General features: G+C 70.8%; 6 protein-coding genes. 1 reads left to right on the top strand and 5 read right to left on the bottom strand.

What is annotated here, in order from left to right:
* Positions 1-108 precede the first annotated feature (108 nt).
* On the top strand, positions 109-1140 hold the full coding sequence (locus AB8M46_RS25655; RefSeq protein ID WP_037348353.1) for an Lrp/AsnC family transcriptional regulator: 1032 nt from the start codon (positions 109-111) through the stop codon (positions 1138-1140).
* Between the two features lie 110 nt (positions 1141-1250).
* Here the strand turns inward: AB8M46_RS25655 and AB8M46_RS25650 are convergent, their stop codons facing one another.
* The 5 genes from AB8M46_RS25650 to AB8M46_RS25630 are packed head-to-tail and all read right to left on the bottom strand — an operon-like array spanning position 1251 to position 13189.
* Positions 1251-2186: a TauD/TfdA family dioxygenase gene (locus AB8M46_RS25650; RefSeq protein WP_394361878.1), complete on the bottom strand. Its 936-nt coding sequence runs from the start codon at positions 2184-2186 to the stop codon at positions 1251-1253.
* On the bottom strand, positions 2183-3460 hold the full coding sequence (locus AB8M46_RS25645; protein WP_394361877.1) for an ATP-grasp domain-containing protein: 1278 nt from the start codon (positions 3458-3460) through the stop codon (positions 2183-2185). Before AB8M46_RS25645 ends, AB8M46_RS25650 begins: the two co-directional genes overlap by 4 nt.
* Entirely contained in the window at positions 3457-4728 is a 1272-nt protein-coding gene (locus tag AB8M46_RS25640; RefSeq protein ID WP_394361876.1) for an ATP-grasp domain-containing protein, read from the bottom strand. The genes AB8M46_RS25645 and AB8M46_RS25640 overlap by 4 nt, the downstream gene beginning before the upstream one ends.
* Positions 4725-10154, bottom strand: a complete 5430-nt coding sequence (locus AB8M46_RS25635; protein WP_394361875.1) for an amino acid adenylation domain-containing protein — start codon at positions 10152-10154, stop codon at positions 4725-4727. The genes AB8M46_RS25640 and AB8M46_RS25635 overlap by 4 nt, the downstream gene beginning before the upstream one ends.
* Complete coding sequence (locus tag AB8M46_RS25630) at positions 10151-13189, bottom strand: amino acid adenylation domain-containing protein (protein ID WP_394361874.1); 3039 nt, start codon at positions 13187-13189, stop codon at positions 10151-10153. Before AB8M46_RS25630 ends, AB8M46_RS25635 begins: the two co-directional genes overlap by 4 nt.
* Positions 13190-13297: the final 108 nt, after the last annotated feature.

The raw sequence follows: 13297 nt of genomic DNA, 5'->3' as shown, positions 1-13297 counted from the left end.
CTCCTCTGCGTCGGACGTCGGCGTCTTGGTCGTCGAGTGTGCGAATCCACGTCCGATATCGGGCTAGAATTGTCGGAATCGCTCAACGATCGACCCCTGGAAGCGCAAATGGTGATCGGTTCGCTGGATGAGGAGGACTTTTCGCTCATTCACGCTCTGCAACTGCGGCCCCGCGCCTCCTGGGCGCAGCTGGGCGAAGCCCTCGGCTCGTCACCGGCGACGCTGACGCGGCGGTGGGAGCGGCTGCGCGACGGCGGCGGAGCCTGGGTGACGGCCTATCCGCGCGTGCCGGGACGGTCCCGGATCCAGGCCGCGTACGTCGAGATCCGCTGCGCGAGCGGCCAGGTGCGGGCACTGATCCGCGAGCTGTCCACCTGGCCGTCGGTGGTCAGCATCGAGGAGGCTTCGCGCGAGTACAGCCTGGTGCTGACGGTGTTCGGCCTCGGCATGCACGACCTGTCGACGCTGCTGCTCGACGCGATTCCAGGGCTTCCCGGTGTGCTCAACATCCGTTCGCATCTGGTGTCGCGCTTGCACGTCGAAGGCAGCTCGTGGCGGGTGGGCGCGCTGGACCGGGGGCGCGTGCAGGCGTTGTCCCAGCTGCCGCCGTCCGGTGGCGCGGGTGGACGGCAGACGGCGATGCGGCCGTGGCAGGAGCCGTACGCCTCACTGACCGCCGCGCTGGGGGAGGACGGCCGCCGCACGGCCGCCGACCTGGCCCGGCTCACCGGCCGTCCGGTGTCGACCGTCCGGCGGCAGCTCGGCCACCTGATCGCCGCGGACGCGCTGACGTTCCGGTGCGAGATCGCGCAGGGGCTCACCCCGTCGCCGATCGTCGTCAACTGGTGGTGCCAGGTGCCCGTCGCGCATGTGCCCACGTGCGTGGACCGGCTGCGGGCGAACCCGGCCATCCGCCAGATCGCGAGCCTGCCCGGCCCGGCGAATCTGCTGGTGACCACGTGGATGCGCTCGATCGAGGAATCGATGCGGATGCAGGAACATCTGGAGCAGGACCTGGCGCCGCTGTCGATCGTCGACTCGGCGCTGATCCTGCGGACGGCCAAACGGATGGGCTGGCTGCTGGACGATCTGGGGCGCAGCACGGGTTTCGTCGTCACCATGCCCGCGCGCCGGGAATGAAGCCAGGTAAGGCCTGACGCGTTGCGAAAGCCACTTTCGCAACGTTGAAGGTTGGGAAAGTGGCTTTCGCAACGTTGATGGCCAAGGCGTGTGTCGCGACCGCCTCCAGGTCAGGTCATCGCGACCAGAGTCCGCCGCTTACCCGTGAACGGCTCCCGCCCGTGCGCCATCAGCATGTTGTTGATCACCATGATGTCACCCGGCTGCCACGGGAACGCGTAGCTGACCTCGTCGTAGGCCGCCTTGACCGCGTCCAGGTCCGACTGCGGGATCGGCGAGCCGTCGGCGAAGAAAGCGTTGCGGGGCAGGTCTTCCACGGGGTACAGCTCCAGCAGCGCCTCGCTGACCTCCTCCCCCAGGCTCGAAACGTGGAACAGGTTGGCCTGGTTGAACCACACCATCCCGCCGGTGTGCGGCTCCTCGACGAACGACGGGCGCACGTGCCGCGTGCGCAAGCCTTCATCGGTCCACTCGAACGTCTGGCCGTTGGCGGTGCAGTAGTCCTCCACCGCCTGCCGGTCTTCGGTCTGGAACGCTTCCTGCCAGCTCAGTCCGAGGCCTTCGCGGAACGCCCGCGTGTAGGTGACGCCGCCCGCGAAGCGCTCGCGCAGGTCTTCCGGCAGCAGCCGGTACATCGCGCGGCTGTCGGCGATCGGCGTCGCGCCACCGGTTTCGGCCGCGATGTCGCACAGGAAGAACAGGCGGTCCGGCCAATGCGCCGAGTACGAGCTCTCGTTGTGCATCGGGATCGACTCGGCGGGCGGGTACTCCGTCGAGGTGTAGATGTTGCCGGAAACCGCCGAGCGCGGCGTCGACCGTTCCGTGTAGGTCAGCAGCGAGCCGCCGATCTCCTCGGTGACCTGGTTGAACACCGTCAGGTCGGCGGGCATCCCCCGCAGCAGGATCGCGCCGTGCTCGCGCAGCCGCTCCTGCAGCGTTTCGCGGTGCGCGCGCACCCAGTCCAGGCCCGTGGCCGCGTACACGGTGAGCTTCGTGTGGTCGTTGCCCTCGATGTGCCCGAGGTTCGCCGCGAGTTCGGCGGTCATGACTCCTCCAGTTCGAATCGGATCAGCTTGGCGGCCTCGGCGTGCAGCGCGGCGAGGTCTTCGGTGTCGGCGAACCCCGCGGCGAGCACGTTCACCGCGTAGATCTCCTGGTCGTCGGTGAGCAGCTGGCCGGGGCGCACGATCGTGACCACCTCCAGGACCTCGGGCAGGTCGGCGACCTCGTCGGTGCCCTCGACGCGGACCAGCCGCCCGGTGCCCTCGGCGTAGAAGATGAGGTAGCCCACCGGCACCGGCAGGCCCACGCCTCGCTTGGGCGGCGGCGTGCCCAGGGCCAGCGACACGGCCTCGGCGATGACGTCGATACCGGTCGCGAGCTTCAGGAGCACCGGTTGGGCGCCGCCTGCCGGGCGGCCCGCGTTCACCTCGACGATCGTCGGGCCGAGTTCGGCGTCGTCGATCAGCTCCAGATGAGCGCAGGTGTTGTCCAGGCCCAGCGCGAGCGCGGCGGCCGTCGCGGCCGCGAACACTCGTTCAGTGTCCTTTTCGGACAGTTCGAGCGGCGGGCAGACCATGCCCAGCTCGAACTTGCGCTCGTCGATCAGCGGTTTCTCCACCACGGCCACCGGCTCCGCGACGCCGTCGCGCACCAGGACGTCGACCGCGTATTCCGGGCCACGCAGCAGGCCTTCCACGAGGAACACCTTCAGCGGATCGATCGGCTCCGGTCCACCACTGACGAGCCGGTGGTACCGGGCGTCCTCCGACAGCGGCAACCGCTCGGCCAGCAGCCGGTACGCCGCCGCGAGCTCGTCCACTGTGGACACCGTGCGGACGAGGTTGCTCGCCGCGCCGTTCACCGGTTTGACGATCGCCGGGAGCCCGACCGCCTCGGCCACCGACGCCGCCTCGGACTCGGTTGAGATCAGCGCGCAGCGCGGCCCCGGCAGCCCGGCCGCGGCCAGCGCCTGCCGGGCGGCGAACTTGTTGTGCGTCAAGGTGAACACCGACGCCGGGCAGCGCGCGACGCCGAGCAGTTCGGCCGCGCGGGCGACGCTCGCGACGATCCCTTCGGCGGCGGTCACCACCCCGGCCGGAAGCGGGGTCCGTGCCCGGATCGCCGAGGCCACGGATTCCGCGTCACGGACGTCGCCGACGACGATGAAGCCGTCCACCACTTCCGCCAGCTGCGCGAGCTCGGCCGGTTCCAGGGGCTCGGTGACCAGCTCGGCCCGCAGACCGGTCGCCCGCACGGCGGCCACGACGTCGGTGATCCACTGTCCGGCGGTTTCCCGGACCACGAACGCGGTGTTCACACATCCTCCAGTTCCAGCTGGACGAGCTTGCTCGCCTCCGCGTGCAGGGCGGCGAGATCGTCGTGATCGGCGAACCCGGCCACGACGAGGTTGACCGCGTAGGTCTCCTGCTCGTCGGTGAGCACCTGCCCCGGCGAGACGGTGGTGACGACGTCGATCACCTCGGGCAGGTCGGCGATCTCGTCCAGCCCGCCGATCTTCGTCAACCGGCCCGAACCGGCCGCGTAGAGGATCAGCATGCCCAGCGGGATCGGCAGTTTCGCGGGTTCCCGCGCCGGCGGCGGAGCGCCGACCGCGAGCGCGGCCAGCTCGGCGAACACGTCGATGCCGGTGCGCAGCTTCGCCAGCAGCGGCATGATCGAACCGGCGGGCCTGCCCGCGTTGACCTCGACGATCGTCGGGCCGCGGTCGGCGTCGTCGATCAGCTCGACGTGGGCGCAGGTGTTGTCGAGCCCCAGCGCGCGGACGGCGGCGACGGCCGCCGCGGTGACCAGCGCGGCCCGGTCGTCGGCGAGCCCGGCCGGCGGGCACGACAGCGCCAGCTCGAACTTCCGCTCGTCGATCAGCGGTTTGTCGAGGATTTCGACCGGCTCGGCCACTCCGTCACGGACGAGCACGTCCACCGCGTACTCCGGGCCGCTCAGGAACCCTTCCACAAGGAACGTCTTCGCGGGATCGAGTGTCCCGAGTGGACGGTGGTAGCGCGGATCCGCGGACTCGGGCAAACGCGCGGCCAGCAGCTCGTACGCGGCCGCCAGCTCGTCCACAGTGGACACGGTGCGGACGAGGTTGCTGCCCGCGCCGTTGACCGGTTTGACGATCGCCGGGAACCCGACCACCGCGGCGACCGACTCCGCCTCGGCGGCCGAGGAGATCAGGGCGTACGCGGGTCCGGGCAGCCCGGCCGCGGCGAGGGCCTCCCGGACGGCGAACTTGTTCGCGCACAAGGCGAACACCGACGCCGGGCACCGCGCCACCCCGAGCAGTTCCGCGGCGTGCGCGGTGCTCGCGATGGCGCCGTCCGAGCCGGTGAAGATCCCGGCCAGCGCGCCGCCGTCGATCTCCCGGACCTTCGCCGCGACGGCTTCCGGGTCGTGGACGTCGTCGAGCGCGACGACGTCGTCCACCACGCCCTCCAGTGCGGCGCGCTCGGCCGAGTCCATCGACGGGGCGAGCAACACGACGCGGTGCCCGGCCGCCCGCATCGACGGCGCGACCTCGCCGACCCAGTGCCCGCGGGCCTCCCTGACCAGCACTGCCGTACTCATGCGGCTTCCTTCCCGGCGAGCTTGCGCTCCCGTTCCTGTGCCCCCACCAGGTCGTCGGGCAGCGAATCGGGTACCTCGGTGTCGAACCGGCGCAGCCGCCGCAGCGAGAACCCGCCCAGGTTGATCAGCAGCAGGATCAGCGCGAAGACGACGTAGGCGAGCCCGATCCCCCGCGTCTCGCCGGTGCCGAGCACGGCGCCGACCGACCCGGTCAGCGCGCCGCCCGGCGCCAGCAGCGGCGAGAACCAGCCGACGGCCAGCGGTGCCAGCACGGCGAACCCGATCGGCAGCGTCGACCAGGTGATCGTCTGGTTGATCGCGAACACCCGGCCGTGGAACCGCTGCGGCACCTTGACCTGCACGAGCGTCGCGTAGATGCCCTGTGACACGGCCATCGCGGCGGCCAGGAGGAACACCCCGGCCGCGACGACGATCAGCGACGGGCGGAGGCCCATCACCAAGCTGCCGAGCGCGATCCCGACGTTGCCGGCGAGCACGCCGACCATCCGTCGCTGCCGCGGACCGCCCCACAGCGCCATGCCGATGCCGCCAGCCACCGCGCCGAGAGCCTCGGCGAGCGCCACCTGCGCGACGTCGGTGACCGAACCGAACGACAGCACGAGCGGCGAGACGAGCACCAGCGCCGGGGCGAGGAAGACGTTCGCCAGCGCGAAGTACAGCAGCATCGTGCGGAAACCGCGGTGGTTCCACGAGTACCGCAGCCCGCCCGCTATCGCCGTCAGCAGCGGCTCGCGCGGGCGCCAGCCCATCATGTCCGGGAACCGCACCAAGAGCAGGCCCACGATCGCGAACACGTAGCTCGCCATGTCCAGGATCAGGATGCCGGACAGTTCGATCGCCGCCAGCAGCCCGGCGGCGAGCACCGGCATCAGCAGCTGGGCGAACCCGTTGGACAACTGCGCGAGGCCCATCGCGTGCCCGAGGTACTGCTTCGGCACCAGCTGCGCCACCGACGACTGATAAGCGATGCGCTGGAACGAGGAGGCCACCGACCCGAGCGGGATCAGCACGTAGAACAACCACAGCTGAACATGCCCGGTGACCAGCAGCAACGCCAGTATCAGCTGGATCCCGCCCGCGATACCGCTGGCAGCGATCATGATCCGCCGACGGTCACCACGGTCGACCAGCGCGCCCGCCACCGGCAGGACGAGCACGCCGAACAGCAGCGCGAGCGCCCAAAGCAGACCGAGGTCGGCGACCGAGCCCGTGCGGGTGTAGAGCCAGATCGGCACCGCGAACGACGTCAGCGCCGAGCCGGTCGAGGACACCAGCTGCCCGATCGTGATCGTGACGAACCGGCCCATACTCGGCCGCACCTCGGGTTTGTCGTCCACGACCGCCCGATGGGTCTCGTGCACCGCCCAGGCCGCGTCCTCGCCGCGGACCCGGACGTCGAGTTCGCCGGGATCGTCCAGCGCCGGATGCACCCGCGTGACGATCTCCGCGAGTTCTTCCGCGCGGTAACGCAGGAAGAAGTGCCCGGCCTGATCGAGCACCACGAGCGCGGTGGTGTCGGTGAGGAACTCCCATTCCCGGTACCGCTCGGCGTAGTAGTCGGTGACCGGGTCTTCGGAGCCGACGACCGACACGATCGGCGCGCGCAGTTTGGCCACGCGGGCGTCGAGCAGGCCACTGAAGTACTCCTCGGCGGCGCGGCTGTCGGCGCGCATGTTCGTGATGATCCGGTCGGCCTGCGCCGGGTCGAGGTCGTCGGTGTCGACGCCCATACCCTTGAGCCAGTTCGAGTAGTACCGGTTGCTGCGCAGCTTCTCCAGCCGGGTGCGCAGCGTGCCCACCGCGCCCTTCATCCGGGCGAACGGGAAGATCGCGCCGATGTAGACGACCTCCAGCTCGCGGCCGCGCTCTTCGAGCAGCCGGGCGACGGCGACGGCGAGCGCGTTGCCGACACCGCAGTGACCGTAGATGGCCAGCGGGCCGTCGATACGGTCGAGGATCTCGCCCGCCAGCCGCTCGACCAGGTCGTCGAAGGGCAGGGCCTCTTCGGACAGCCCGACGTCGTGGCCGGGGATGGCGACCGAGTAGAGCGAATAACCCTCCGGGAGCGCGTCGGCCAAGGGCTGGTAGACGATCGCGCTACCGCCGCCGTACGGGAAGCAGACGTAGGTCAGCGTCCGCTGCTTGGCCGGTTTGGTCAGCTCGTACAGCAGGTGCCGCGGCCGGTCGGCGTCGTCACCGTCCATGAAGGACGCCAGTTCGCGGATCGTGCGGTGCTGGAACAGGTCCATGACGCCGACCTGCCCGGCCCCCGCCTTGCCGATCCGCGCCACCACCTGGGTGGCCAGCATCGAATGGCCGCCGAGGTCGAAGAAATCGTCGTCGACGCCCAGCTCGTCCACCTTGAGCACGTCCCGCCAGATTTCGGCCAGCAGGGTCTCGACCGGGGTCGACGGCGCGACCAGTTCCTTCGTCGCGTCCCGGGACGCGACCGGCGCGGGCAGTGCCTTGCGGTCGAGTTTGCCGTTCGGGGTGAGCGGCAGCTCGTCGAGCGCGACGAACGACGGCGGGACCATGTAATCCGGCAGGCTCTGTTTGAGCGCCGTCCGCAGCGTGCCGGGCTCGGCGTCGCCGACGACGTACCCGACCAGCCGCTTGTCCCCCGGCGTGTCCTCGCGGACGATCACTGCGGCGTCGCGCACCCCCGGCTGGGCGCGCAAGGTCGTCTCGATCTCCCCCAGCTCGATGCGGAGGCCGCGCAGTTTGACCTGGTGGTCGATCCGGCCGAGGAACGCGATCGTCCCGTCCGGGCGCCAATGCGCGAGGTCGCCCGTGCGGTACATCCGTCCACTGTGGAACGGATCGGGCACGAACCGTTCGGCCGTCAGCTCCGGGCGATTGTGGTAGCCCAGGGCCAAGCCGACGCCGGCGATGTGCAGCTCGCCGGGGACACCGACCGGGCACGGCCGCCCGGCACGGTCGAGCACGTAGATCCGGATGTTCTGGATCGGCGCCCCGATCGGCACCGACGCGACGTCGGCGAGCGCGGCGGGCGTGCAGTGCCAGGAGGTGACGTCGATGGCGGCTTCGGTCGGGCCGTAGAGATTGTGCAGCTCGCAGCCCGGCAGCCGCCGGACGAACTCACGGGCCGCGTCGAGCGGCAGTTCCTCGCCGCTGCACACGACCCGCCGCAACGCCGTGCAGGTCTCGACGCCTTGTTCGGCAAGGAAAAGCGTGAGCATCGACGGCACGAAGTGCGCGGTGGTGACGCTTTCCGACGCGAGCAGCTCTCGCAGGTACGCGGCGTCCTTGTGGCCGCCCGGTTCGGCGAGTACGAGCCGCGCGCCGGTGATCAGCGGCCAGAAGAACTCCCAGACCGACACGTCGAACCCGGCCGGGGTCTTCTGCAGGACCGAATCGGTGCCGTCGAGGCGGTACGCGCGCTGCATCCAGTCGAGCCGGTTGACGATGCCGCGGTGACCGTTGGGTACGCCTTTCGGCTGCCCGGTCGAGCCCGAGGTGTAGATGACGTACGCCGGATCTTCCGGGCCGGCGAGAGCTTCGGGCGGGGTGCCCGGCTCCCCGGCAAGGTCGTCAGGAGCGTCCAGGACCACGACGGTCGCATCCCCCGGCGGCAGCGTTTCGCGCAACGCCGCCTGCGTCAGCACGACGGGCGCGGCCGCGTCCCGCAGCATGAACGCCAGCCGGTCGGCCGGATACTCCGGGTCGAGCGGGACGTACGCGCCACCGGCTTTCAGCACGCCGAGAAGCGCGACGACCAGCTCGAACGACCGTTCCGCGAACACACCGGTGAGCACGCCCGGTCCGACCCCGAGCCCGCGCAGCCGGTGCGCGAGCCGGTTGGCCCGCTCGTCCAGCTCGCGGTAGGTCAGCGACGCGCCGCGGAAGGTCACGGCGGGCGCGTCCGGTGTCCGGGCGGCCTGCTCCTCGACGAGCGCGTGTAGCGTGGTCTGCGGGAATTCGGTGGTCGTGTCGTTCCAGCGCTCCAGGACGAGTTCACGCTGCGCGTCGTCGAGGATGTCCACTTCGGACAGCCGTCGGCCCGGGTCGGCGACGATCGAACGCAACAGGGTGACCAGCCGCCCGGCCATCCCCTCGACCGTGTCGGCGGTGAACAGCGCGGTGTTGTACACGAGCTTGCCGATCAGCCCGCGTTCGAGCTCGATCGCGTGGAATTCGAAGTCGAACCGGGTCGCGGGCAGATCCATCGGCAGCCAGCGGAAGTCCACTTCGGACTCGCCCGCCTCGCCCATCCGGCCCATTTCGTAGTTCTGCAGCACGAACATCGCCTGGAACACCGGCGAGCGGCTGACGTCGCGGGGCACGCCGAGCGCGTTGACCAGCCGCTCGAACGGGACGTCGGCGTGCTCGAACGCGTCCAGCACGTGCCGCCGGGTGCGTTCGAGCAGTTCGGCGAACGTCGGGTCGTCCGCCAGCTGGGCACGCAGCGGCAGCATGTTGATGAACATGCCCGCCACGCCCTCCAGCTCGGGCAGGCCACGCCCGGCCGAAGACGAGCCGATCGCGAAGTCCTCCTGGCCGGAGTACCGCGAAAGCAGCACTTGGTAGGCGGCCAGCAGGGTCATGAAGAGGGTGACCCCGTGCTCGCGGCTGAGGTCGCCGAGGGCGCGGGTGAGCTCGCGCTCGACGAAGAACTCGTGGATCGCGCCGTCGAAGCTCTGCTTGGCGGGCCGGGGCCGGTCGGTGGGCAGCTCCAGTGGCTCGACCCCGGCGAGCTGCGCCTTCCAGTGCTCCAGCTGCCGGTCGAGTTCGCCGCCGGTGAGCGTGCGGCGCTGCCAGTGCGCGAAGTCGCCGTACCCGATGCTCAGCGCGGGCAGCTCGGCCGTGCCGCCGGTGCTCAGGGCGTGGTACTGCGCGGCGAGGTCGCGCAGCAGCAGGTCGACCGACCAGCCGTCGCCGACGATGTGGTGCGTGCACAGGACCAGCAGGTGTTCCTCGTCGGACACCCTGGCCAGCGTCGCGCGCAGCAGCGGCCCCGTGGACAGGTCGAACGTCTCGGCCGCGGCGGCGTCGACGGCCGCGCGGGCGGCTTCTTCACTGCCAGCATCCACAATGGACAGCTTGACGGTGACCGAGGGTTCGATGTGGACGGTCGGCTGTCCGTCGTCCCCTTCCGGGAACCGCATTCGCAGCGCCTCGTGCCGCGCGGGCAGCGTGTCCAAAGCGGACTGGAGCGCTGTGACGTCGAGCCTGCCGGTCAGCCGGATCGGCACCGGGATGTGGTACGACCCGGTGCCCGGCGCGAACTGCTCCATGAACCAGACGCGTTCCTGCTGATACGAAAGCGGGACGACGGCATCGGCGGGACGCGGCGTGATGGTCGCGGCCGGTTCCGCTCGCCGCCGCAGCCGCCGTTCGAGCAAAGCGCGGCGCGCGGCCGCGCTGGTTTCGTCGATCGCGGTCATGAGTTCCCGCCTTCGGCCAGCTGACGCTGGACCTCTTCGTCACTGAGCTGGTCGAGGTCTTCCTCGAGGCGCCGCTCGATCTCGGCGGCGAGCGCGGCGACGGTGGTGAGGGTGAACAGCCCCCGCACCGGGATGTCGACCTCGATCTGCTTGCGGAGCCGGGCCATCGCGCGGATCGCGAGCAGCGAGTTGCCGCCACGGGCGAAGAAGTCGTCGTGCGCGCCGAGATCGTCGATGCCGAGCAGCTCCCCGAGCACCTCGGCGACGAGCTCTTCGGCCGCGGTCCGGGGCGCGACGTACGTCGGCGCCTCATCGGGTTCCGGATCCGGCAGCGCCGCCCGGTCGAGTTTGCCGCTGGCCGCCATCGGCAGCGCGTCGAGTGCCACGAACCGGGTCGGCACCAGGTACTCCGGCAGTGTCTTCCGTAGTGCTTCGGCCGCGCCGTCGGTGCTGCCGACGACGTAGCCGACGAGCGTGTCGCCGCGGACCGCCACGGCCGCGTCCCGCACCTCCGGCAGCTCACGCAGCGCCGCTTCGACCTCGCCGGGCTCGATCCGGTAGCCGCGCAGCTTCACCTGCTCGTCGGCGCGGCCGAGGTAGTCGAGCGTGCCGTCGCGACGCCGGCGGACGAGGTCACCGGTCGCGTACATCCGGCCGGACGGGCCCTCGACGAACTTTTCGGCGGTCAGGTCCGGCAGACCGAGGTAGCCACGGGCGAGCTGCGACCCGGCGACGTACAGCTCGCCTGGGACGCCCGGCGGCACCGGCTTCCCCCGCTCGTCGAGCACGTACGCGCGGGTGCCGGGCACCGGACGGCCGATCGAAACGGGTCCGGACGGCAGCGTGTGCCCGGGTTCGATCCGGTGCACGACGCAGCCGACCGTGGCCTCGGTCGGGCCGTACTCGTTGACGACGAGCGTGCCCGGGTGGCGCTCCCGCCACGGCTGGACGGTCTCGGCGGTCAGCGCTTCGCCACCGAGCACCAGCTCACCCGTAGGGAACAGCTCCTCGGCGAGGATGGCGAGATGGGTCGGGGTCGCCTTGACGAACGTCGGGCGGCCCCCGTCGACGACCGCGCCCCCGGCGGTGAGGGTGCCGAGCAGCGTCGTCACCGTGAGATCGAACGACGGCGACGTGTGCAACAACGCCCGTCCGGCCAGACCGGGGTATGCCTCACGCGCCCATGCCAGGTACGTGTCGACGGCCCGGTGCTCGACCTCGACGCCCTTGGGCCGCCCGGTCGAGCCCGACGTGTAGATCACGTAGGCGACGTCGCCCGGTCCGGCCGCCGGTTCCGGGTCTTCGGTGGCCGCGGCGGACCATTCGGCCGGGTCGTCCAGGGCCAGGGTCTTGGTGTCCAAAGTGGACTCGCCGGTGACCAGCACGAACGGGACACCCGCGTCGGCGAGGATCAGCGCCTGCCGGGGAGCCGGGTTGGCCGGGTCGAGCGGGACGTAGGCCGCGCCGCTCTTCAGCACCCCGAGCACGCCGGTCAGCAGATCCGCCGAGTTCGGCACGCAGACGCCGACGACGGTACCGGGACCGGCGCCCAGCTCACGCAGCCGGTGCGCGACGCGGTTGGCCCGCGTGTTCAGCTCGGCATACGTCAGGCGGACTCCGCCGAAGTCGACGGCGGGCGCGTCCGGGGTCCGTCGTGCCTGTTCCTCGAACCGGGCGTGCACCGTCTTGGTGTCCGGAGTGGACAGTTCCGTCGGGTTCCACCCGGTCAGGACCAGCTCGCGCTCGGCGTCCGACAGCAGCGGCAGATCCGCGACCGACCCGGCCGGATCGGCCAGCGCCGCGGTGAGCAACCGCACGTACCGCTCGGTGATGGCTTCGGCGGTCTCGCGGTCGAACAGGTCGGTGCGGTAGACGAGCCTGCCGTCCACCGAGGTCAGATCGATCGCGATGTCATCCTTCGCGGTTGCCGAACGGATCGGCTCCAGCCCCGAGTCGGGCAGGAAGTTGAAGCCGAGCTGGTACAGCGCCTGCACGCCGGGATCGCGCTCGGCCCCGACCGCCTCGGCTACCGCCTGGAACGGCACCTGGCTGTGGTCGATCGCCTCCAGCAGCGTGGTCCGGACCCGGCCGACCAGCTCGGTGAACGCGGGCGCCCCCGAGCAGTCGATCCGCACGGCCATCTGGTTGACGAACATGCCGATCAGGTCGGCCAGCTCCGGCAGGTCGCGGCCGGCGACCGGGACGCCGACGACGATGTCGTCCACTCTGGACAGTCGCGAAAGGAGCGCGGCGTAGCCGGCCAGCAGCACCATGAACGGCGACGCCGACAGCTCCCGGCTCAGCTCGCCGACCCGGTCGATCAGGCCGTCCGGGAGGTCGAAGTGCACCTGGTCACCGGCGAACGTCAGCTCCGACGGCCGCGGCCGGTCGGTGGGCAGGCCGTGCACCGGCGGCAGCCCGGCGAGCTGCTTGCGCCAGTAGTCCAGCTGTTCGCTGGACGTTTCGAGCTGCCCGCGCTGCCAGGCCGAGAAGTCCGGGTACTGGATGGCCAGCTCGGGGAGCTTCGGCTCACGACCCTCGAACACGGCGTCACACGCCTCGCCCAGCTCCGTGCCCAGGACCAGCACCGAACCGGCGTCGAACACGGTGTGGTGCACGACGAACGTGAGCACCCACTCGTCATCGGCCGTCCGGCACACCTGGGCCCGCCACGGCGGCGGCGAGTCGAGCGGGATGGCCCCGCGCGAAACCTCGCCGACGAGTTCGGCGAGCCGGGCTTCGCGGGCGTCGGCGGGCAGGTCCCGCAGGTCGTGCACCTCGGGCTCGATCGGCACCTCGGCGTGCACCACCTGCATGAGCGCGCCGCCCTCCATGCGGAACGACGTGCGCAGCGCCTCGTGCCGCCCGACGATGACGCCGAGCGCGGCACGCCACTGCTCCGCGGTCAGCGGCCGGTCGAGCCGGGCCTGGCAGTGCAGGTTGTACACCGGGGACGCCGGGTCGAGCTGGCCGGACAGCCAGATCCGCTCCTGCCCGAACGAGGCCGGGAACGTCCATTCCTTCGTGTCGCTCATGATTTCCTGTTCAGTGAGAGGTCGAGCGCGAGTGCCGCGTCGGTCCAGGTGGTCGTGAGTGGCGTTTCGGGTTCTAACCCGAAACGCCACTCACGACCCACCCGCCGC

Source organism: Amycolatopsis sp. SB7-3 (assembly GCF_041021335.1).
Classification (GTDB): Bacteria; Actinomycetota; Actinomycetes; order Mycobacteriales; family Pseudonocardiaceae; genus Amycolatopsis; species Amycolatopsis japonica.
The sequence above is the reverse complement of the archived record's forward strand: the minus strand, read 5'-3'. Positions and strand labels throughout refer to the sequence as shown.